Origin of the sequence: Caballeronia sp. AZ10_KS36 (genome assembly GCF_023631105.1) — a bacterium.
In the GTDB taxonomy this organism is placed as follows: domain Bacteria; phylum Pseudomonadota; class Gammaproteobacteria; order Burkholderiales; family Burkholderiaceae; genus Caballeronia.
Window position 1 is genome coordinate 618,554 of sequence record NZ_JALQDQ010000018.1, and the last position, 21,444, is coordinate 639,997.

Annotated in this window: 23 protein-coding genes and 1 pseudogene; 10 read left to right on the top strand and 14 right to left on the bottom strand. The window is 65.1% G+C overall.

Annotated features, from left to right (window positions below; all coding sequences use genetic code 11):
• Positions 1-90 precede the first annotated feature (90 nt).
• The 9 genes from NCR35_RS13040 to mpl all read right to left on the bottom strand — a co-directional run bounded on the left by NCR35_RS13040 (position 91) and on the right by mpl (position 9,538).
• Positions 91-870: an SDR family oxidoreductase gene (locus NCR35_RS13040; RefSeq protein WP_250534663.1), complete on the bottom strand. Its 780-nt coding sequence runs from the start codon at positions 868-870 to the stop codon at positions 91-93.
• The gene (locus NCR35_RS13045) at positions 867-1,544 is read right to left on the bottom strand and encodes a 2-dehydro-3-deoxy-6-phosphogalactonate aldolase (RefSeq protein WP_250534664.1); all 678 of its coding nucleotides are present in this window, start codon (positions 1,542-1,544) and stop codon (positions 867-869) included. The genes NCR35_RS13040 and NCR35_RS13045 overlap by 4 nt, the downstream gene beginning before the upstream one ends.
• 47 nt (positions 1,545-1,591) lie before the next feature.
• On the bottom strand, positions 1,592-2,557 hold the full coding sequence (locus NCR35_RS13050) for a 2-dehydro-3-deoxygalactonokinase (RefSeq protein ID WP_250534665.1): 966 nt from the start codon (positions 2,555-2,557) through the stop codon (positions 1,592-1,594).
• Entirely contained in the window at positions 2,554-3,477 is a 924-nt protein-coding gene (locus tag NCR35_RS13055) for an IclR family transcriptional regulator (RefSeq protein WP_244847243.1), read from the bottom strand. Before NCR35_RS13055 ends, NCR35_RS13050 begins: the two co-directional genes overlap by 4 nt.
• A 335-nt stretch (positions 3,478-3,812) precedes the next feature.
• A complete protein-coding gene (gene mtgA / locus NCR35_RS13060) occupies positions 3,813-4,574 on the bottom strand; it encodes a monofunctional biosynthetic peptidoglycan transglycosylase (protein ID WP_250534666.1) in 762 nt (253 codons plus the stop codon).
• A complete protein-coding gene (gene aroE, locus NCR35_RS13065; RefSeq protein ID WP_250534667.1) occupies positions 4,574-5,431 on the bottom strand; it encodes a shikimate dehydrogenase in 858 nt (285 codons plus the stop codon). Before aroE ends, mtgA begins: the two co-directional genes overlap by 1 nt.
• Positions 5,428-7,467, bottom strand: coding sequence for a ribonuclease catalytic domain-containing protein (locus NCR35_RS13070; RefSeq protein WP_250534668.1), 2,040 nt, complete (start codon positions 7,465-7,467; stop codon positions 5,428-5,430). Before NCR35_RS13070 ends, aroE begins: the two co-directional genes overlap by 4 nt.
• A gap of 59 nt (positions 7,468-7,526) precedes the next feature.
• On the bottom strand, positions 7,527-8,126 hold the full coding sequence (locus tag NCR35_RS13075) for a YqiA/YcfP family alpha/beta fold hydrolase (RefSeq protein ID WP_250534669.1): 600 nt from the start codon (positions 8,124-8,126) through the stop codon (positions 7,527-7,529).
• Complete coding sequence (mpl, locus tag NCR35_RS13080) at positions 8,123-9,538, bottom strand: UDP-N-acetylmuramate:L-alanyl-gamma-D-glutamyl-meso-diaminopimelate ligase (RefSeq protein ID WP_250534670.1); 1,416 nt, start codon at positions 9,536-9,538, stop codon at positions 8,123-8,125. The genes NCR35_RS13075 and mpl overlap by 4 nt, the downstream gene beginning before the upstream one ends.
• Positions 9,539-9,724: 186 nt before the next feature.
• On the opposite strand from mpl, the gene NCR35_RS13085 reads away from it, so the two are divergent.
• The 10 genes from NCR35_RS13085 (at position 9,725) to NCR35_RS13130 (ending at position 17,881) form a co-directional block, all read left to right on the top strand.
• Positions 9,725-10,381 (top strand): UDP-N-acetylmuramate--alanine ligase, encoded by a 657-nt coding sequence (locus NCR35_RS13085; RefSeq protein WP_244847249.1) that lies wholly within the window; start codon positions 9,725-9,727, stop codon positions 10,379-10,381.
• A 29-nt stretch (positions 10,382-10,410) separates the two neighbouring features.
• Positions 10,411-10,950, top strand: coding sequence for a TlpA family protein disulfide reductase (locus NCR35_RS13090; RefSeq protein ID WP_250534671.1), 540 nt, complete (start codon positions 10,411-10,413; stop codon positions 10,948-10,950).
• Between the two features lie 195 nt (positions 10,951-11,145).
• Complete coding sequence (locus NCR35_RS13095) at positions 11,146-11,301, top strand: hypothetical protein (RefSeq protein WP_250534672.1); 156 nt, start codon at positions 11,146-11,148, stop codon at positions 11,299-11,301.
• 98 nt (positions 11,302-11,399) lie between these two features.
• Positions 11,400-11,873 carry an acetyl-CoA carboxylase biotin carboxyl carrier protein gene (gene accB / locus NCR35_RS13100; RefSeq protein ID WP_175945107.1) on the top strand — a complete coding sequence of 158 codons (474 nt, stop codon included), beginning with the start codon at positions 11,400-11,402 and terminating at the stop codon, positions 11,871-11,873.
• A 151-nt stretch (positions 11,874-12,024) separates the two neighbouring features.
• Entirely contained in the window at positions 12,025-13,392 is a 1,368-nt protein-coding gene (accC, locus tag NCR35_RS13105) for an acetyl-CoA carboxylase biotin carboxylase subunit (RefSeq protein ID WP_250473065.1), read from the top strand.
• A gap of 23 nt (positions 13,393-13,415) precedes the next feature.
• Positions 13,416-14,318 (top strand): 50S ribosomal protein L11 methyltransferase, encoded by a 903-nt coding sequence (gene prmA / locus NCR35_RS13110; protein WP_250473066.1) that lies wholly within the window; start codon positions 13,416-13,418, stop codon positions 14,316-14,318.
• 61 nt (positions 14,319-14,379) lie between these two features.
• Positions 14,380-15,705: a DUF3426 domain-containing protein gene (locus tag NCR35_RS13115; protein ID WP_250534673.1), complete on the top strand. Its 1,326-nt coding sequence runs from the start codon at positions 14,380-14,382 to the stop codon at positions 15,703-15,705.
• A gap of 102 nt (positions 15,706-15,807) precedes the next feature.
• Positions 15,808-16,308: a thiol peroxidase gene (gene tpx, locus NCR35_RS13120; RefSeq protein WP_248320523.1), complete on the top strand. Its 501-nt coding sequence runs from the start codon at positions 15,808-15,810 to the stop codon at positions 16,306-16,308.
• A 129-nt stretch (positions 16,309-16,437) separates the two neighbouring features.
• Positions 16,438-17,376, top strand: a complete 939-nt coding sequence (locus NCR35_RS13125; protein WP_248320524.1) for a carbohydrate kinase family protein — start codon at positions 16,438-16,440, stop codon at positions 17,374-17,376.
• Between the two features lie 25 nt (positions 17,377-17,401).
• Positions 17,402-17,881: an outer membrane lipoprotein gene (locus tag NCR35_RS13130; protein WP_250534674.1), complete on the top strand. Its 480-nt coding sequence runs from the start codon at positions 17,402-17,404 to the stop codon at positions 17,879-17,881.
• Between the two features lie 250 nt (positions 17,882-18,131).
• Here NCR35_RS13130 and NCR35_RS13135 read toward each other — a convergent pair whose 3' ends face one another.
• The 5 genes and pseudogenes from NCR35_RS13135 to NCR35_RS13155 all read right to left on the bottom strand — a co-directional run bounded on the left by NCR35_RS13135 (position 18,132) and on the right by NCR35_RS13155 (position 21,328).
• Positions 18,132-18,836, bottom strand: coding sequence for a histone H1-like DNA-binding protein (locus NCR35_RS13135; RefSeq protein ID WP_244847258.1), 705 nt, complete (start codon positions 18,834-18,836; stop codon positions 18,132-18,134).
• A gap of 31 nt (positions 18,837-18,867) precedes the next feature.
• Positions 18,868-19,193, bottom strand: a pseudogene (locus NCR35_RS13140) (hypothetical protein).
• A 105-nt stretch (positions 19,194-19,298) separates the two neighbouring features.
• Positions 19,299-20,552 carry a ribonucleotide-diphosphate reductase subunit beta gene (locus NCR35_RS13145; protein WP_250534675.1) on the bottom strand — a complete coding sequence of 418 codons (1,254 nt, stop codon included), beginning with the start codon at positions 20,550-20,552 and terminating at the stop codon, positions 19,299-19,301.
• A 295-nt stretch (positions 20,553-20,847) separates the two neighbouring features.
• Complete coding sequence (locus NCR35_RS13150; protein WP_250534676.1) at positions 20,848-21,048, bottom strand: hypothetical protein; 201 nt, start codon at positions 21,046-21,048, stop codon at positions 20,848-20,850.
• Between the two features lie 70 nt (positions 21,049-21,118).
• On the bottom strand, positions 21,119-21,328 hold the full coding sequence (locus NCR35_RS13155; RefSeq protein WP_250534677.1) for a DUF3820 family protein: 210 nt from the start codon (positions 21,326-21,328) through the stop codon (positions 21,119-21,121).
• Positions 21,329-21,444: the final 116 nt, after the last annotated feature.

Below are 21,444 nucleotides of genomic sequence, written 5' to 3' on the forward strand. Positions count from 1 at the left end.
GCGTGCGGGTGGTACAAAGCGTGTGGCCGCGTGTCTTTCTGCGTGGATGCCGCACCGCGGCCAGTGCGTCATTCTTCGATACGTGCGTCTTTAGTCGTGATACAACGCGGAACGCCCGCCATCTACCGTGATGCAGCTCGCGTTGATGAACGGCGCTTCTTCCGATGCGAGGAACACCGCCGTCATCGCGACTTCCTGCGGCTTGCCGATGCGCTTCATCGGCTGGAGATCGAGCGTCGCCTGCCGCGCTGCCTTCGGATCGGCTTGTGAGTCCCACCAGTCCAGCGTCAATTGCGTTTCGATGTAACCCGGCGCGATGGCATTCACGCGCACGTTGTTCGGCGCGTATTCGATGCCGAGCGCGCGCGTCAGCCCGATCACGCCGTGCTTCGCGACCGGATACGGAAAGCAGCCCGGGATGATCTTGAAGCTGTGCGTCGAGGCGATGTTCACGATGCTGCCCCGGCCGCGTTCCACCATGCCGGGCAGCACCGCGCGGCAGCCGTTCCACACGCCGTCGAGATCGACGGCGAAGCAGCGCCGCCAGTCGTCGTCGGTCATGGTGAGCGGATCGCAGAACACGTTGATGCCGGCGTTGTTCACGAGCACGTCGAGCGCGCCGAACTTCGCTTCCGTTTGCGCGACGGCGTCTTTCACGGACGCGCTTTGCGTCACGTCGGTCTGCACGGCGAAGACGCGCTCGGACTGCGTTTCGTCGGCGATGCGCCTTGCCGTCTCGCGCGCCGTCTCGATGTCCAGTTCCGCGAGCGCCACCGCAGCGCCTTCGCGTGCAAACGCCAGCGCGATCGCCGCGCCGATGCCGCGGCCCCCGCCGGTGACCATCGCGACTTTGCCGGCGAGCCGGTTCATCGCTTCTCACCTTTCGCGATGGCGAGCCCTTCGACGAACGCCTTCGCGTGCGATGCCGTCACGCTCGCGCTCTGTCCCGGCTTGTAGAGCGCGGACCCCAAGCCGAAGCCGTTCGCGCCCGCCGTCAAAAACGGCCCCATGTTGTCCGGCGCGATGCCGCCGACCGGCACGAGCGGCACTTCCTTCGCGATGACCGCGCGCCACGCCTTCACGACCGTCGGACCGAGTTGCTCGGCGGGGAACATTTTCAGCACATCCGCGCCGTTCTTGAGCGCGAGAAAACCTTCGTTCGGCGTGGCGACGCCCGGCGCACACGCAAGCCCGTGCGCCTTCGCGGCCCGCACGACGTCGCCGTCGCTGTGCGGCATCACGATCAGTTCGCCGCCCGCATCCTTCACGTTATCCACGTAGCTCGGATGCAGCACCGTGCCGGCCCCGACGATGGCGTCGTCCGGCAGCGCCTGCCGGATCGCGGCGATGCTGTCGAACGGCTGCGGCGAATTGAGCGGCACCTCGACGATGCGAAAGCCCGCTTCGTAGAGCGCGCGGCCGTGCTCGGCGGCATCGGCGGGCGTGACGCCGCGCAGGATCGCGATGAGCGGACACTGGGCGAACGCCTTCGCGAGACCGGCGTGCATCTCGTACGGCCCCGGCAGATTGATGTGAGGTTGCATCGTCTTGCTCCTTGCGTGTGCGTTCGTGTGCGTTCGTATGCGTTGCGTCAGGCGGCGCTCGCGGGCGCGCTGACGAGCCCGGCTTGCGCGGCGATTCGGTACAGACCGTGTTCGGTGGCGTGCGCGACCGTCTGCGCGTCCTGGCAGCCGAACCGCGCGAGCGCGGCGCGGTAGCGGTCGCAGAGCGCATCGTTGCCGATCAGGCGCAGCGTCCTGCCCGCGAGCGACGACGCGTCTCGCGCCAGCACTTCGTTCAGCCCGCGCAGTTCATGGCCGATGAGCAGTCCCGACAAGTACTCCGGCTGCTGTTCGGGCGTCAGTTGCCCGGTGAGTCCGAGCGTGCGCGTGCTGAAGATGGTCGCGAGCAGGCCGGGATGACCGGCATCGCGCGCAGTATCGACACCGCGAAGGAACGCGGCTGCATCGGGGGCCGCGCCCTGCTGCATCGTGCGGCCGAGAATCGTGTGGTCGCGCAGCGCGCTGAACGTCTCGCCGGTCATGAACGTGTAGAAACGCTCGATGCGGCCGTCCTCGACGAACGCCCATTTCGCATGCGTGCCGGGCAGGCCGATCAGCGCGCCGCCCGGCGCGGACAGCGACGCGTCGGCCGAAAGCGCGCCGACGATCTGCGTTTCCTCGCCGCGCATTACGTTGGGCAGCACGCCGCGTTCGAGCACGCCCGGCACCACGCGCACGGTCACGCCGCGCGCCGCCGTCACCGTCACGATGCCCGCGACGAGCGCGCTGGCGTCGGCGGGCGTGTCGACATACGGCGCTTCGATCCAGCCCTGCGCGCTGCCGATCATGCCTGCCGCGATCACGGGCAAGCGCGGATGCGCGTCGAGCCACGCGCCGCAGGTTTCCTCGAACGCCTCGTCGAAGCCGCCGGCGGGCAGCTTCATGATGCCTGCCGACGACGCGCGGGTGTCGAGCGCCGTGCCGTCGTCGCCGAGCAGATAGGCGCGCAGGGACGTAGTGCCCCAGTCGAGCGCAATGAGAGCGGGCGCGGTCATCGCTTGATCCTGCGATTGGCCTGCGGCGCGCGCCAGCCGAGTTCTTCGGAGATCGAGCGCGCTTCGCGCTGCACGACCGGGATCAGTTCTTCCATGCGTTCGTCCGGCATATAAGGGATGGTGCTCGCGACAGAAAGCGCCGCGACGATCGCGCCCGACGCATCGCGCACGGGCGCGGCGACGCAGCGTATCGACGCCTCGTTCTCTTCGAGGTCGAACGTGTAACCGCCTTGCGAATAGCGCGTCATGCGCTGGAGAAACGTATCGACGTCCGGGCGGTTCTCCGGCTTGAAGCTCGTGCGGGCGAGCGCCCGGTGCGACGCGTCGAGCAGCTTCTTCCACGCGTTGGCTTCGAGGTCGAGCATCATCGCCTTGCCGATGCCCGTCGATGCGAGCGGCATGCGGTGCCCGACGCGCGAACGCATTTCGAGCCCGCGCGTGCCGGGAATCTTGTCGATGTAGAGCACGTCGTCGCCGTCGCGCACGCCCAAGTGAATCGTGTCGTGCGTATGCTGCGCGAGCGCCTGAAGATGCGGACGCGCGACCGCCGTCAGCGGCATCTGTTCGAGCGCAATGGTGCCGAGTTCGATCAGCTTCGGCCCGAGCAGATAGCCGCCCTGCACTTGCCGCAGATAGCGCGCCTGCACGAGCGAACTCACGAGCCGGTGCGTGGTGCTGCGCGTCGTGCCGAGCGCCGCGCTGAACGACCGCAGATCGCGCGCGCCATTCGCGGCCGCTTCGAGAATCGCCAGGCCGCGCAGCAGCGTCTGCGTGCCGGCCTGCTGCGGCGTGACGTCGACGAGCGCGCTCGGCAGCGCGATCGCGTCGGCGTCGCGGCGGCCGGTTTCCCGCGCGCGGGCGTCGTTGGCGGCTAGGCTGTTATCGGCACCCTGCGTATCGGCGGGCTGGAGCTTGGTCATGTCGCTCACCCCTCGATGCGCGCGCAAGACGGCGCGCGCTTTTCGCGTGAGGCGGATGAATCGTGCGGCGCGACCCGCGAGCGCGGGTAGGCGATCGAGTGCATGACGTGTCTCCGGTTTTGTTCTTGTTGGCGCGAGGCGTCCTGGCCTGCGCGGTGCCTTCTGGCGGTGTCGTCGAAGGCTTGGACGGATTGTAGTTCCGGCTATCTCGAATCTTCAATATGTGACCGCGCTGTTCACATAATGGGAGTCTAGCTGACAACTGAAAGCGACACGCCAACAAAAAAGCCCTGACGGATCAGGGCTTTATCGAGTTTAGCGACGCGAGCTAAATTCTATTCCGGCAGTTCGGCGGCGCCCATTCGCCGGGCGATGACGCGCGCTCGCATCGTCAGATACGTCGAATTGCGATGGTCGTCGAAGTATTTCGGGCGCGGCAGCATCACGGCGAGGCGCGCGCTCTGTCCCGCCGTCAACTTGGCCGCCGACGTCTTGTAGTAATAGCGCGCCGCCGCTTCCGCGCCGTAGACGCCGTTGCCCCATTCGACCGAATTCAGATAGACCTCGAAGATGCGTTCCTTGGTCCACCAGAATTCGAGCATCCACGTAATCACCAGTTCCTGCGCCTTGCGGATATAGCTCTTCTCGCGCGACAGAAACAGATTGCGCGCGAGTTGCTGGGAAATGGTCGAGCCACCCGCGACGATCTTTCCGCGCGACTTGTTCTTCTCCCACGCCTGCAAGATGGCGTCTGTTTCGTAGCCGTTGTTATTGACGAAGTTCGCATCTTCGGACGCGATGATCGCGCGCTTCAAATTGCGCGAGATCTGGTCGTACGGCACCCACGTGCGTTGCAGCGCGATGCCGGGATGCGTCTTCGCGAGCGTCCACGCATCGGCGCGCATGAAGGCGGTCGAACCGGGATTCGTCACCGTCCACACGCCGATCTGAAGGAAGAAGTAGAGCTGCGTCGCGAGAATCGCGATGAAGAACACGGAGACACCGTAGGCGATCCATCGCGCGGGACCGAGCCGCACCGCGCGACGCGTGGGCCGGTCGCTCGGCGACGTGCGGCTGTGGCCGGGCGCGGTGGTCATCAGGCTTTTGCCGCCAGTGTCCGACGCAGTTCGCGCAGCACCGCGCCGCCGTCCGGGCGCACGCCGCGCCAGATGAAGAACGATTCGGCGGCCTGTTCGACCAGCATGCCGAGACCATCGGCCGCGCGCGCGCCGAGACGCTCCGCGTGCTGCATGAAGACCGTCGGCTTCGGGCCGTACATCATGTCGTAGGCGAGCGTGCCCGCGCCGAAAGCCGCGTCGTCGCATTCGGGCAGCGCGGCGTCGAGGCTGCCGGCCGTCGCGTTCACGATCACGTCGTAGCGCGTCTTTTCGATGCTGTGGGCGCCTCCGCCCGACAGGCTCACGTTCGCGTCCCGCGCGGCCTGCTCGAACTGATCGACGAGTTGCTGCGCCTTCGCCGCCGTGCGATTGACGATGACGAGCGACGCCGGCCGTCGGTCGAAGATCGGCAAGACGACGCCGCGCGCCGCGCCGCCGGCGCCGAGCAGCAGCACGCGCGCGCCTTCGAAACTCACGCCGAGATTCGCTTCGATGTCACGCACGAGGCCGACGCCGTCGGTGTTGTCGCCGCGCACGCCGTCTTCGGTGAACGACAGCGTGTTGACCGCGCCGGCTGCCGCCGCGCGCGGCGATAGCGAATCGGCGAACGCGTGCGCGTCGAGCTTGAACGGCACGGTCACGTTCATGCCGCGTCCGCCCGACGCAATGAACGCTTCGACTGCCTGCTCGAAGCCGCCGAGCGGCCCGAGAATGCGCCCGTATTCGACCGCTTCGCCGGTCTGCTCGGCAAAGCGCGCGTGAATCCACGGCGACTTGCTGTGCTCGACCGGATTGCCGATCACCGCGTACCGGTCGCGCGGCTGCGGCGCGTTCATGCGTTCGGCTCCTGTGGCTGCGGCGATGCTTCCACCGATGCCTCTGCCTGCGCTTCGGCTTCGCTTTCGGCGCTGAGGTCGTCGGCTTCGATGATTTCTTCCTCGGCTTCGTCTTCTTCGACGGGCGCGGCCGCGGACGGCGCGTCGATCACGTGCAGCAGACGGCACGACGCCTCGACGGTCAGTTCGTCGATCGACACCACTTCGAGCATGACCCGCGTGCCGCGCGCATGCACGCCCAAGCCCGGCACGTGGAGGATCAGCGGGATTTCCTCGAAGCGCACGAGATCGTCCTTCACCACCGACGCCGGAACCTGCCGCTTGTTCTCCTGCTTCAGCCAGCGCAGACACCAGAAGTACTCCATGCGACGCTGGTGATCCGCGTAAGCGGTGTACGTATCGTCGAAGCCCTGCACCACGGCGAACAGGTCCGCGTCCTTCGGCTTGAACGGCGCGGCGAGCTTCGCGGTCACGCCGTGCTGCACGCACGCGAGCAGTTGCCACTGATTGACCAGATCGACGTAACGGCGCAGCGGCGACGTGCTCCACGCATATTGCGCGACGCCCAAACCTTCGTGCGGCGCGGGCGTCGTCTGCATGCGCGTGCGCTTGGGGCCAGGACCGCCGAAGCCGCGCTGCGAGCGGTAAATGCCCGGCACGCCGTGATCGTTGAGAAACGCGCCCCACGACGAATTCGCGAGAATCGCGAGTTCCGCCACGATCAGGTCGAGCGGCGATCCGCGGCGGCGCGGCGTGATGGTGATGTGCTCGCCTTCGACGTAGAAATTGAAGTCGTTGTTGCGCTGCACTTCGCGCTTGAGGCCGTACGTCGCCCGCGCTTGCTGGCGCTTTTCGAAGAGCGCCTGCGCGAGCGGCCACAACACGGCGATGTCTTCCTTGTGCGGATAATTGCCCGTGCCGGCGGCGAGGCTTTCCTCGGTCACGTGCTCGTCGAGATGGTTGTGGCGCAGATTCGACTTGATGAACACGCGCTCGGCGCGCGTTTCGGTCGCGACGATGTCCTGCGTCTCGCGATTCACGATGATGTACAGCGACAGCGCCGGCCGCAGTCCGCCCTCGCCGAGCGTGAACACATCGACGACGTTGTCCGGCAGCATCGTGATCTTGTCGCCGGGCATGTAGACCGTCGAAAGACGGCTGCGCGCGATCGAATCGATGGTGTCGCCCCGCGCGATGCCGAGCGCCGGCGCCGCGATATGCACGCCGATGCGCACGCGCCCGTCCGCCAGATGCTGCACGGAGAACGCATCATCGATTTCGGTGGTCGTCACGTCATCGATGGAGAACGCTTCGACGTCCGCTTCGGGCAGGTCCTCGGGCAGCGGCGCGGGCTGCACCGAAGGAAAGCCGACGCCGTGCGGGAAGTACTCGGCGAGGAAACGCGCTTCGTGCAATTGACGCGCGGACGCAATGCCGCCGCATTCGAGCATGAGCCGCGCCTGCGAAATGCCGCGCGCGGCCGCCGCCGCTTCGAGCGCCTTGTATTCGATGGAATTCTTGTCCGGCTTCGTCAGAAGGCCGATGGCTTTGTCCTTCAGCGCCTCGGGCAGCTTGCCCGCCTTCAGTTCTTCTTCGTAGCTCGCCTGCACGAGCGCCTGCTGGCGCTTGCGTTCCAGCGACGCGAGCGCCATTTGCAACTGCTCCTGCGGCGCGCGCTGATACTGCCCGCGCCCCTTGCGACGGAAGTAGACCGGCGCGCCGTGCATGCGCAGCACCAGCGCGGCGCGCTCGCTCGGACCGAACTTGTCGCCGAAGTAGTCCGCGCCGAGCGCGGTGAACGGAAACTCTTCCTCGGGCGCGCATTCCCACAGGAAATCGAGGTCGATGTCCTGCGCGATGGCGTCGGCTTCCTGCATCAGATCCGCGGCGGCGGGCTTTTCGAACTCGATCAGCACGTCTTTCGCGCGCACCTTCGCGCGGCGTCCGCCCGGCAACTCGACCTGGAACGCGTCGCCTTGTTTCGACAAGACCGAGCCGGCCTTGAAACTACCCGATTCCTCGAAGAAAACGTTCACTCAATACTCTCGTAAGACGGTGGACCGGACGCGGCATGCGCCGGTGGATGAATGAGGCGTCATGCCGCCGCGGGCGCGACGGCCGCGCGCGGCGACTGATCGCAGAACGCGAGCACGTCGCCGAGATAGTCCGCGAAGTCGCTGATCGCGTGGTTGCTGCCCTGAATCAACGTGGTGCGCACGCCGGGATAGCGCGCGAGCATCGTGCGGTAGTCGATCACTTCGTCGCCGGTCGCGGCAATCAGAAAGTATCGCTCGGGCCGCGTGATGGCATCGACGGCGAGCGCGCGCAGTTCGTCCAGATGGCGCGGCAATACGGTGATGCTGCCGCCGCCGTGCCACAACGGCTGTTCGCCCAAGTACGCGCTCAGATCCGACTGCGGCACGACGGCGGGATTCAGCAACACCGCGCGCCAGCCGTGCTTTTCGGCGAGATAGGTCGCGTAATAGCCGCCGAGCGAACTGCCGACGACGGTGACTTCGTCCGACGCCGCCGTGCTCGCGATGGTTTCCGCCAGCGCGATGGCGTCGCACGGAGAAACGGGCAACACCGGGCACTGCCATTCGCTCAACCGGCCGAGTTCCGCGAGGCGCGCGCGCATGGCGCGCGCCTTGAACGATTGGGGAGACGAGCGAAAGCCGTGCAGGTAGAGGATCACGCGGGGCCTCGTGTCGTGGTGCCGGAGAGACGCGCGGAAAGCGCGTCCAGCAGTTTCTGATGCACGCCGCCGAAACCGCCGTTGCTCATGACGAGCACGTGGTCGCCGGGGCGCGCGGCGGCGGCGACCGCCTTCACGAGCGGTTCGATTTCGTCGAAGGCGTGCGCTTTGTCGCCGAGCGGGGACAGCGCCTCGGCCAGATTCCAGCCGAGCTTGTCGCGGCCTTCGCGCGCGCCGTAGCCGAACACGATGTCCGCGCCGGCGAGGCTCGCGGGCAATTGCGCCTTCATGGTGCCGAGCTTCATCGTGTTCGAGCGCGGTTCGAGCACGGCGAGAATGCGCGCGTGACCCGAATCGCCGATGCGCGTGCGCAATCCCGCCACCGTGGTTTCGATGGCGGTCGGATGGTGCGCGAAGTCGTCGTAGACAGTCACGCCGTCGACACTGCCCTTCACTTCCATGCGCCGCTTCACGTTGCGAAAGCTCGCGAGCGACGTCGCCGCCTGCGCCGCCGGCACGCCGACCGAGCGCGCCGCCGCGATGGCCGCGAGCGCGTTCATGCGATTGTGCTCGCCCTGCACTTGCCAGTCGACCACGCCCTGCCGCTCGCCTTGCCAGTAGACGGCGAATTGTTCGTCGACGGTCGCGCCGTCCTCGGCAGGCAGCGCCTGCCAGCCGCCGTCCACGCCGAAGCGCTCGACGCCCGACCAGCATCCGCGCGACAGCACGCGTTCGAGCGCCGCCTCGCGCCCGTTCGCGACGATGCGGCCTACGCCCGGCACCGTGCGCACGAGGTGATGAAATTGCGTTTCGATAGCCGCGAGATCCGGGAAGATATCGGCGTGATCGAATTCGAGGTTGTTGAGCACCGCCGTGCGCGGGCGGTAGTGAACGAACTTCGACCGCTTGTCGAAGAACGCGGTGTCGTACTCGTCGGCTTCGATCACGAAGAAACTCGAATCGGTCAGGCGCGCGGAAATGCCGAAATTGAGCGGCACGCCGCCGATCAGAAAGCCCGGATTCATGCCGGCGTCTTCCAGCAGCCACGCGAGCATGGAACTGGTCGTGGTCTTGCCGTGCGTGCCCGCGACCGCCAGGACCCATTTGCCCGCGAGCACATGCTCGCCGAGCCATTGCGGGCCGGACGTGTACGGCAGGCCGCGATCGAGAATGGCTTCCATCAGCGGATTGCCGCGCGACACCACATTGCCGACAACGAAGAGATCCGGCGCGAGTTCGATCTGCTCGGCCCCGAAGCCCTCGATCAGTTCGATGCCTTGTGCTTCGAGCTGGGTGCTCATCGGCGGATAGACGCCGGCGTCGCAGCCGGTGACCTTGTGTCCGGCCTCGCGCGCCAGGACGGCGAGACCGCCCATGAAGGTGCCGCAGATGCCGAGGATGTGGATGTGCATAAAGCGTGTCGCGCCGCGCGGGCGATGGAGTGCGGAAAACTGGAACGGCGCACCACGGATAAAAGCCGTGCGGGAGTGCGCCCGGAGGCGCATATTGTAACCGAGCGCGCCCGCCGCCCTGAGGCCAAGGCTGCCACGGCCGCCGCCCCCGCCGGGCGCTCAGACGTTATCTAGTATGATGCCCCCATGGTTCGCAAATCACATATCGATCCGCAGCGCGTGCGCGAGGAAATCGCGATCGCGGCCGCGAGAATGATCGCCGAAGACGGTCTCGACTACTCCACCGCCAAGCGCAAGGCCGCGCGGCTCGTGGTGGGCGAAAGCAAGATCGGCGGCGAGTTTTTGCCCGACAACGATCAGATCGAAGAGGAAATCCGCGAATATCAGGCGATTTTCCAGAGCGACAGCCAGCCCGCCGTGCTGCGCCGCATGCGCGAAACCGCGCTCGAATGGATGGAGCGCCTGAAGCCTTACGATCCGTATCTGACCGGCGCGGTGCTCAACGGCACGGCCGGCGAGCATTCGGATATCCATCTGCAATGCTTCTGCGACAACCCGAAGGAAGTCGCAATCTACCTGCTCAACGCCAATATTCAATACGACGTCTCGGAGACACGGCACTTCGCGGGGCGCGGTTATGTGGAGACGTTGAGCTTTCTGCATCGCCTGCGCGGCGAGGAGCCGATCGGGGTTCACATCGCGCTCTACAACACCGTGGATCTGCGCGGCGCGGTGCGCGCCGACGGACGCGGCCGGCTCGCCCGCGCGAACGCCGCCGCCGTGCGCGCGCTGCTCGATCAATCCGACGATCCGGATCGCCCGCCGCTTTACATCGGCGAGTGAAACGGCGAGACGCTTCCAATCTCAGCTCCATGAAAAGCACACGTATCTTCGCGGCCCTGGCGGTCGCCATCGCCGCGACGGTCGGCGGCTTCTACGCAGGTCATCTGTTTACCGGCAACGACACCGAAGCCGCGACGCAGCCGAACGGCAACGCCGTCGATCAGCTTTGGAAGACCACGCCGCCCGCCGCGTCCGGGACGTCGCAACCGCTCGCGGCGTACAAGGGCAAGCCGGTCGTCGTGAATTTCTGGGCGTCCTGGTGCGGACCGTGCGTCAAGGAAATGCCGACGCTCTCGGCCTTGCAGCGCGAGTATCAGAAGAAAGGCATCACGTTCATCGGGCTCGGCGTGGACAGCGAAAAGAACGTCAACGACTTCTTGAAGAAAGTCCCGGTCGATTATCCGGTCTACGTCACGGGCTTCGGTGGCGCGGACCTTGCGCGTAGCTTCGGCAATAACGCGGGCGGGCTGCCGTTCACCGTGGTCATCGACAGCAAGGGCACGGTTCGCTCGACCAAGCTCGGAGAAGTCAACGAAGGCGAACTGCGTCACACCCTCGACGCGCTGTAAAAATTCGCTGCGGGTTCGGCTGACGATCGCAGGATTAAACAGCAAGTTGGCGGCGGTTTGCTGTAACTTGTCTGTTTCGCTGCGATAATGTCGGGCCGCACGCGCGAACGAGCACCGTCAGTCGCACTGTAAAACTAGACAAAATTCTCTAAACGGCGCTAAAGTGCGCCGAATTCCGCACAACCCGAAGCGACCATGACTATTCCGCCGGTGCAGCAAGGCCACGCAGCCGCCCGTTCCGCCGCCCGCGAAAGCGGCGCTGGCCGAGCCACCGCGCGCCATACGACAGGTCGCTACGCCGCCAGTTTCGCCGCGGGCGCGCTGCGCCGCACGCCCGCGCGCACCGGATGATGGCCGCGCCGGCACGCGGCTGACGCTCAGAACACACCCACAAATCAAGTCAAGCACCGGGCAGTCCCGGTCTCCAAGTATTGAAAGGGGATTTTTCGATGGACCTTCGTAAACTGAAAACGCTGATCGACCTCGTCTCGGAATCCGGCATCTCGGAGCTGGAAGTGACGGAGGGCGAAGGCAAGGTTCGCATCGTCAAGAACGCGGCGCCCGTCTATATGCAGGCGCCGCAGCAGTACGCGCCGCAAGTGCAGGCGCAAGCCGCGCCGAGCGCATCCGCATCGGGCGATGCCGGCGCGAGCGCTGGCGCCGCCGCGAGCGCCGCCGCGCCGCAGGGCCACGTCGTGACCTCGCCGATGGTCGGCTCGTTCTACCGCGCGCCGTCGCCGGGCGCCGATCCTTTCGTGCAGGTCGGCGATACGGTCAAGGAAGGCCAGACGCTGTGCATCATCGAAGCCATGAAGTTGCTGAACGAGATCGAATCGGACAAGTCCGGCGTCGTGAAGGAAATTCTTGTCGAGAACGGTCAGGCGGTCGAGTACGGCCAGCCGCTCTTCGTGATCGGCGACTAAGCGCGTCGGGCCGTGCGCCGGACGCCTCGCTCCGGTCTGCCCGGCTTCACCGCGCCGGCGCGCGCCATCCGGAAGCATCTGGACGCGCGCGCCGCCGATTCGAATCCCGAGGGCCGCTCGCGCGTGCCCGTTGATGAGCCGACCCACTGCCATGTTTGAAAAAATCCTCATTGCGAACCGCGGCGAAATCGCGCTTCGCATCCAGCGCGCCTGCCGCGAACTGGGCGTCAAGACAGTCGTCGTCTATTCAGAAGCCGACAAGGAAGCGAAGTACGTCAAGCTCGCCGACGAAGCCGTCTGCATTGGACCGGCGCCGTCGAATCTGTCGTATCTGAACATGCCCGCGCTCATCAGCGCGGCCGAAGTCACCGACGCCGAAGCCATCCATCCCGGCTACGGCTTTCTTTCCGAGAACGCGGATTTCGCCGAGCGCGTCGAGCAATCGGGTTTCACGTTCATCGGCCCGCGTCCGGAAACCATTCGCCTGATGGGCGACAAGGTCACGGCCAAGCAGACCATGATCAAGACCGGCGTGCCGTGCGTGCCGGGTTCGGAAGGCGCGTTGCCGGAAGATCCGAAGGAGATCGTGAAGATCGCGCGCGCGGTCGGCTATCCCGTCATCATCAAGGCGGCGGGCGGCGGCGGCGGGCGCGGCATGCGCGTGGTCCATACCGAAGCGGCGCTCGTGAACGCGGTGAACATGACGCGCGAAGAAGCGGGCCGTGCGTTCGGCAACCCGCAGGTCTACATGGAGAAGTTCCTGGAGAACCCGCGGCATATCGAGATTCAGGTGCTGTCGGATTCGTTCCGCAATGCGCTGTGGCTCGGCGAGCGCGACTGCTCCATGCAGCGCCGCCACCAGAAGGTGGTCGAAGAAGCGCCGGCGCCGGGCATCGCGCGGCGTCTGATCGACCGCATCGGCGATCGTTGCGCCGAAGCGTGCAAGAAGATGGGCTATCTCGGCGCGGGCACGTTCGAATTCCTGTACGAGAACAACGAGTTCTACTTCATCGAGATGAACACACGCGTGCAGGTGGAGCATCCGGTGACGGAGCTGATCACGGGCGTCGATATCGTGCAGGAACAGATTCGCATTGCCGCCGGCGAAAAGCTCACGCTGCGCCAGAAGGACATTCAGTTCCGCGGCCACGCGATCGAATGCCGCATCAACGCGGAAGATCCGTTCAAGTTCACGCCGTCGCCGGGACGCATCACGTCGTGGCACGCGGCGGGCGGCCCGGGCATTCGCGTCGATTCGCACGCGTACAACGGCTATTTCGTCCCGCCGAACTACGATTCGATGATCGGCAAGCTGATCTCGTACGGCGCGACGCGCGAACAGGCGATCAATCGCATGCGCATCGCGCTGTCGGAAATGGTCGTGGAAGGCATTTCGACCAACATTCCGCTGCACCGCGAACTGATGATCGACGCCAAGTTCGTCGAAGGCGGCACGAGCATCCATTACCTCGAAAACAAGCTCGCCGCGCGTCAGGCGGCGGTGGCCGAAGAGTCGTAAAGCGCATTGGCAGAGACACGAGCATGAGTTACCGGGAACTGATCGCCGAGCTGGACCGCGAGCACGCGGAGGCGCTGTCGGATGCGCTGCTGGACATGGGCGCGCTCTCGGTGTCCGTCGAGGACGCCGACGCCGACACGCCCGACGAGCAGCCGCTCTTCGGCGAGCCCGGGCTCACGCCCGAGCGCAGCGCGTGGAAGCGTTCGCGCGTGGTCGCGCTGCTCGGCCAGGACGCGGACCCGGCCGTGCTGCTGGCTGCGGCGTCCAACGACATCGGCCTGAAAGCGACGCCAGCGTTCTCGGTGCGCGAAGTCGAGGAGCAGGACTGGGTGCGTCTGACGCAGGCGCAGTTCGATCCGATCGCCATCGGCGAGCGCATCTGGGTCGTGCCGTCGTGGCACGACGCGCCCGATCCCGACGCCCTCGTGCTCGAACTCGATCCTGGCCTCGCGTTCGGCACGGGCAGCCATCCGACCACGCGTTTGTGCATGGAATGGCTGGAGCAATCGGTGAAACCGGGGCAGTCGTTGCTCGACTACGGCTGCGGCTCCGGCATCCTCGCCATTCTCGCGAAGAAGTGCGGCGCGAATCCGGTCTATGGCATCGACATCGACCCGCAAGCGGTCGAGTCCGCGCGCCAGAACAGCGAGCGCAATCACGCGGACGTCACCTACGGCCTGCCCGACGACTGCCCCGCCGGCGAGTTCGACATCGTGGTCGCCAATATCCTCTCGAATCCGCTGAAGCTCATGGCCTCGATGCTCGCCGCGAAGGTGAAGCCGGGCGGGCGCATCGCGCTGTCGGGCATCCTCGCGCGCCAGGCCGACGAGGTCGCGGCGGTCTATGCGAAGTGGATCGACATCGGCGTCTGGCGCGAGCACGAAGGCTGGGTGTGCCTCGCCGGAACGCGGCGCGAAAGCCTTTAGAATAGCGCCATCGTCACCGTTTCGGCCGTGAGGCCGCTGGCACTTTCCACTGGCACTTCCTATGGCGCTGGCTACCCGCTGCCCACACTGCGAAACCGTATTCAAGCTCGATCCGCATCTGCTCGCGCCGCATGACGGGCGGGTGCGTTGCGGCCATTGCCAGGAAATTTTCGACGCCGCGCATCACCGGTTCGAGTTGCCGGACGAGTCGGCCGAAGCCGAGGAAGCGCAGCACGCCGCGCTGATCGACGATGAAGTTGCGGTCGGGCCGTCGACGTTCTCGTCGTCGAAGAAGGAAGCCACGAGCGTGCCGCCCACGCTGGCAGTGCCGCGTCAGCTCGATCTCGGCAACAAGCCGGCCGCGAAGCCCTTCTCGCCTGCGGCGAAAGAAGACAACGATCCGACCGTGCATGCAAATGCGCCGGCGTTCGCGAGCGCGTCGATGCCGCCGCCTCCCGAACGCAATGTGCCCCGCAACGTCCCGCGCAAGGACGCCGCGAACGAACCCGACGCCGAACCTGTCGTCGAGCCGGTTCCGCTCGGCCGGGTGAAGCCGGTCGCCGTGTCCGGCGCGCCGCTCAACGACGACGCATCCGCGTCGCCCGCCAGAAGCGAAGCGCCGAGGCGCCCGGAACCCGCGCCGGCGCCCTCGCGCTTCGTCGATCCGCTCGACGACCGCGCGGAGCCTTTCATCGGTCCGGCGCAAAGGCGGCCAGAACCGCCGCGCGCGCGCCCCGCCGCTGCCCCGACCCCGGCCCCGGCTCCGGCTTCTGCATGGGACGAGGACGAACCCGGCTTCGGCGCGCGGCCGTCCGGTCTCGGCACCGCCCACCCGCCGAGCGCCAACGAAGCGTTTCCGGTCTCGCGAGAACCGCGTATGGAGACGACGCAACCGGCCAAGCCTGCGCGCAAGGGCTTGCGTGCGCTCGGTATCGTCATTGCAGTCTTGCTCGCGCTGCTGCTCCTGGTCCAGTTCGCGTGGTGGCAACGCGAAGCGATCATGGTGAATGTCCCCGGCTCGCACGCGTTCTACGTCAGTATCTGCGACCAGATCGGCTGCACGATTTCGCCGCCGCGCTACATCTCCGGTTTGCAGATCGAGAGCTCCGGCTTGCGTCAGGTGGACGGCCCGCACAAGCTCGAACTGAAGCTCATGCTGCGCAACCGCTCGGACGTCGCCCTCGCCTATCCGGCGCTCGAACTCACGCTGCTCGACGACAAGAGCGACGTCGCCATTCGCCGCGTGCTATGGCCGCAGGATTACGCGCGACCGGGTACGATATTCGCCATCGGCCTTCCGCCGCAAAGCGCGCAACCGGTCGTCGTCCGGCTCGATACGGGCGATGCCATCGCCGCGAATTACCGGGTGCAGGTCTTCTATCCGTGACCGGATAGCGGCGCGAGCGCCCGGCTTTTCAAGACGCGACCCGGCAGCAAGAGCCGGTCGCACAGTTCCCGTCAGCATCTGACACATCCTCTGGAGCGCAACATGAGTCAAGTTACCCTCGGCGGCAACCCGATCGAAGTCAGCGGCACGTTCCCGAGCGAAGGACAGCAAGCGCCCGCGTTCACGCTCGTCGGCGCGGATCTCGGCGATATCACGCTCGCGAGCTTCGCGGGCAAGCGCAAGGTGCTGAACATCGTGCCGAGCCTCGACACGCCCACGTGCGCGACGTCGACGCGCAAGTTCAACGAAGCGGCCGGCAAGCTGGACAACACGGTGGTGCTCGTCGTCTCGGGCGACCTGCCGTTCGCGGCCAAGCGCTTCTGCACGACGGAAGGTCTCGCCAACGTGGTGACGGCATCGACGTTCCGCGGTCACGAGTTCGCGCAGTCCTACGGCGTCGACGTGACGAGCGGTCCGCTCAAAGGGCTGACCGCGCGCGCGGTCGTCGTGCTGGACGAGAACGACAAGGTGCTGCACGCCGAGCTCGTGCCGGAAATCAAGAACGAGCCGAACTACGATTCGGCGCTCGCCGCGCTGAAGTAAAGTGCATCGACGGACCGCTGCGGCGGTCCGCATACGGGGCGCGGCGGTCTTTCGGTTCGACCGATGCCACACCGCCGCGCGCCGTATGCGCCAACCTTTCCTCGCGCCTAACCAATAAGGACGTTCGCCTTGGCTACGCTTATCTGCGGCTCGCTCGCCTACGACAACATCATGACCTTCCAGGGCCGCTTCGGCGACCACATCCTGCCGGACCAGGTGCACATGCTGAACATCAGCTTCCTGGTGCCGACGATGCGGCGCAACTTCGGCGGCTGCGCGGGCAACATCGCGTATGCGCTGAAGCTGCTCGGCGGCGATGCGAAGATCATGGCGACGCTCGGCGAAGCGGACGCGCAGCTCTACATCGACCGGCTCGACGCGCTCGGATTGTCGAAGGAATACGTGCGCGTGCTGCCCGGCCAGCACTCGGCGCAATGCTTCATCACGACCGACCTCGCGAACAATCAGATCACGGCCTTCCACCCCGGCGCGATGATGGAATCGCACCTGAACCGCGCGGACGAGGCGCAGGGCATTACGCTCGGCATCGTGGCGCCGGACGGCGCGGACGGCATGCGCGAGCACGCGAAGCAGTTCGCGGCTGCGGGCGTGCCGTTCATCTTCGATCCGGGTCAGGGTTTGCCCATTCTTGAAGGTGTAGAGCTTTGTCGCATGATTGAACTTGCCACATACGTGACGGTCAACGATTACGAAGCCAAGTTGTTGAGCAACAAGACCGGCTGGTCGATCGAAGACATCAAGAGCCGCGTCGAGGCGCTGGTCGTCACGCGTGGCGAACACGGCGCGCAGATCTATCATGAAGACGGCGTGATGGACGTGCCGGCCGTGAAGGCGCGGCAAGTGGTGGACCCGACCGGCTGTGGCGACGCATTTCGCGGCGGCCTGTTGTACGGCATCGAGAACAAGCTTGGCTGGGAAAAGACGGGGCGTCTCGCGAGTCTGATGGGTGCGTTGAAGATCGAGCATCAGGGCCCGCAAACTTATGCGCCGACGCGCGCCGAAATCGAAGAGCGTTTCAAGCAGGCATTCGGAAGCAGCCTGTCGTGATCGAGTGGATGAAGGGAGTGAAGGAATGAAAACGGTAAGTCGCGTGGTGCTGGCAGCATCGCTCATCGGCTCAGTCGCGCTGACGGGCTGCGCCTACAACAGCAGTTCGCCCGACGTCTACACGGCGTCGCAGGCGCAGCGCGAGGAAACGGTGCGCATGGCGACCGTCGAGAGCGTGCGCGGCGTGAAGATCAGCTCGAACAACGGCCAGCCGACCGGCCTCGGCGCCATCGGCGGCGGCGCGCTCGGCGGCGTCGCGGCGGGCAGCGCAATCGGCGGCGGCAACGGGTCGATCATCGCGGGCATCATCGGCGGTCTGGCCGGCGCGGTCGCGGGCAACGCGGTCGAGAACAGCGTCGCGACGAAGAACGGGCTGGAAATCACCGTGCGTCTGGACAACGGCGACTTGCGCGCCATCACCCAGACGTCGAATGGCGAAGTGTTTCAAGCCGGCGAGCGCGTTCGGCTGCTGTCGAGCGGCGGCGTGACGCGCGTGACGCACTGAGTTCGTCGGAGCTATTCCGCCGAGGATTCGCAGCCAGCCTGCGGTTGCTCAAAGAAGCGCATGCATCGAAAGAGGCATGCGCTTTTTTCGTTCGTCACGCGCTGCGAGCACGGCGCGAACTTACTTCGGGCGCCGAAGCGAAAAACCCGCCGCCGGTCTTGACCGGCGACGGGTCGTGGCCGGGTAGGCCTACCCGGTCGTAAGGCACATCGACGTGTGCCGCGGTGCTTCCGACTGCTGTTGCCGCGACTTACGGACGGCTGCCCGTCGGGAACGGCCATGCCGCCGCCGGGTTCAGCGCCGTCTTGACCGCAGTGGCCGGAGCCGCCGGAGCGGGCGTCGACACCGTGGTAGCCGTCGTTGCGGGAGCCGCAGCCGTCGTCTTCTTTGCAGCGGCAGCCTTCTTGGCCGGCGCCTTCTTTGCAGCAGGCTCGGCTTTCTTCGCTGCGGGAGCGGGCGCGGAGGCAGCAGGCGCAGCAGGGGCAGCGGCGGTTTTGGCCGACGCCTTCTTTGCAGGAGCCTTCTTCGCGGCAGCCTTCTTCGCGGGCGCTTTCTTCGCAGCGGCCTTCTTCGCCGCCGCTTTCTTCGCGGGCGCCTTCTTGGCGGCGGCCTTCTTCGCAGGCGCCTTCTTCGCGGCGGCCTTCTTGGCAGGCGCCTTCTTGGCTGCGGCCTTCTTCGTGGCTACCTTCTTGGTGGCGACCTTCTTCGCTGCGGCCTTCTTCGCGGGCGCCTTCTTGGCCGCCACCTTCTTCGTTGCGACCTTCTTTGCTGCTGCCTTCTTGGCCGGCGCAGCCTTCTTCGCCGCGACCTTCTTCACGGCGACTTTCTTCGCTGCAACCTTCTTCGCAGCGACCTTCTTCGCGGCTACCTTCTTCGCCGGAGCGGCGGCTTTCTTGGCGGGGGCTTTCTTTGCTGCAGCCTTTTTCGCGGCGGGTTTCTTCTTGGCAACTGCCATGGTTTTTCTCCTTCAGGTTTTCAGATGAGAGTCAGTTCAAACAACACCCTTCGTCAAAACCCGCTTCTTCGCGTGGAGGCTCTCAGGGCACACGCTACGAAGCGGATTATTCATCGGCGTACGCTGATCCCACCTGCTTACGCTAATGAATACGGCAAGGCGCGCCGTGCCCCGAGGCACCGCGCGCCAAATTGAGTCAGCGCCCATACACGGCGCCGGCCATCGCTTGATCGAGCCAGCGAGCTTGTCGCCGGCATTTTCCGGGGGGAAGTTTGCCCATCCCATTGAAGGGAACGCAAAACGCCTGTCTTTCAATCGAACCACTTGGTCCGTCAAGTCAGTAGGCGCACTTTGCATCAGGCGACCGTTCTCCTAAACCTTGTCGGCGGGGCGCGCGCAATGACGCACGCTGCTGCCCAGCCGTCCCATCGATTTCGTCTGCAACACGTCCTGGGCTTGTTGTTATTCCCAGGTCAGCGCGCCGCCGGTTTGATACTCAATCACGCGTGTCTCGAAGAAGTTGCGTTCCTTCTTCAAGTCGATCATTTCGCTCATCCACGGGAACGGGTTTTCCTCGTTCGGGTAGAGCGGGTCCAGGCCAATCTGCTGGCAACGCCGATTGCAGATGAACCGCAAGTAGCTCTTGAACATCGACGCGTTCAGGCCGAGAACCCCGCGCGGCATGGTGTCTTCAGCGTAGCGATATTCGAGATCGACAGCTTGCTTGAAGAGCTCGCGAATCTCCGCCTTGAAATCGGCGGTCCACAGTTGCGGCTCTTCCAGCTTGATCTGGTTGATGAGGTCGATGCCGAAGTTGCAGTGCATCGATTCATCGCGGAGGATGTACTGATACTGCTCCGCCGCGCCCGTCATCTTGTTCTGGCGACCCAGCGCCAAAATCTGCGTGAAGCCCACATAGAAGAAGAGCCCTTCCATGATGCAGGCGAACACGATCAACGACTTGAGCAATTTCTGGTCCGCTTCCAGCGTGCCGGTGGTGAAGGCCGGGTCGGTCAGCGTCTGGATGAACGGAATGAGGAACTCGTCCTTGTCACGGATCGACTTGACCTCGTGATACGCGTTGAAGATCTCGCTTTCGTCTAGGCCGAGCGATTCGACGATGTACTGATACGCATGCGTGTGGATCGCCTCTTCGAACGCCTGGCGCAGCAGGAACTGGCGGCACTCCGGAGCGGTGATATGACGATACGTGCCGAGCACGATGTTGTTCGCGGCAAGCGAGTCGGCCGTGACGAAGAAGCCGAGGTTGCGCTTGACGATGCGGCGCTCGTCGTCGGACAGACCGTTCGGGTCTTTCCACAGGGCGATGTCGCGCGACATGTTCACTTCCTGCGGCATCCAGTGATTCGCGCAGCCGGCGAGGTACTTCTCCCACGCCCACTTGTACTTGAACGGCACGAGCTGGTTGACGTCGGTCTTGCCGTTGATGATGCGCTTGTCTGCGACGTTGACGCGCGCTTCGCTCTGCGCGGCGATGGCGCCAGCGGAAGGCGTGGCGGCTGCGGGAGGCACGAAGCCATCCGAGAAGATGTTCTGCGCCTGAGCAGTCTGATGGGCGGCTTGATGATCGAACGATTGGGCAGCATGCGCTGCGCTCTGCGTACCGAAAGCCGTGCCTTGAGCGTTGCGCAACGTGTTGTGTTGCGAACCGCTCGACGGAGTTACGGCAGTGGTCTCGTCATCCCAGTTGAGCATAAATTCTCACCATCAATTTAGATCGGTTTGTACCATCTTTTCATGAGCGATAAAAGAGCTTGCTCATGAAAATTCTCGTTTTCTAGCGATTTGGATTCAGCGTTGCTACCTGCATACAACACTTGGCTCTGCGCATGGTCTTTCATGCGTGATGCGAGCAAGAGAGAGACGGGTGTGAAGCGGTCCTCATCGACTCTCTTCAAGCGTTGCGATGTGTGATCGGACTGCGTGGCTTCAATGCTTCGATCGATGCTTCGACGCTGTCATGCGAAAGCTTGGCGACAACCCGCGATGATCAATCGACGCGATCGACGCGATCGACGCGATCGACGCGATCGACGCGGTCGACGCGAGTGCCGCTGATCGGTTGCAATGCGTTTGCGAGCGAAGATGAAAGCGCGTGCTCGTTTCGGCTTCGCTCGATGACGCTCGAGCAGCCGAGCGAGGCGTCGTTGTTGCCTTCGCGCGCTTCGAATTCGTTGCCGAAGTTTAGCATTCGCTGCCTCGCTTTACCACTATATATTGTGTCCGCTCAGGCGCTTCTCTACTACCTATAGCGCGCGGAGTCAACGCCTCAAAGGGTCTAGCAAAGACCGCAGATTGTTGTGATCGATCTCGTGCATGAGCGCAAGCAACGCACCGAGCTTGCCTTGAGGAAAACCCTCACGCGCGAACCACGCCAGATAGTGACCGGGCAAGTCCGCGATGAGTCTGTCCTTGTACTTGCCATAGGGCATGGTCTGCGTCACGAGACGCTGCAGGTCTTCGGGGTCCATCGTGTCTTCACTCCTCGTTATGTCGATCGCATCACATGGCGCCCGGCGCGCGATCGCATGCGCCTGGTATCGGTGCCATAATCGCCGCTCTTGCCGCCATGACTGATCGCATTCTC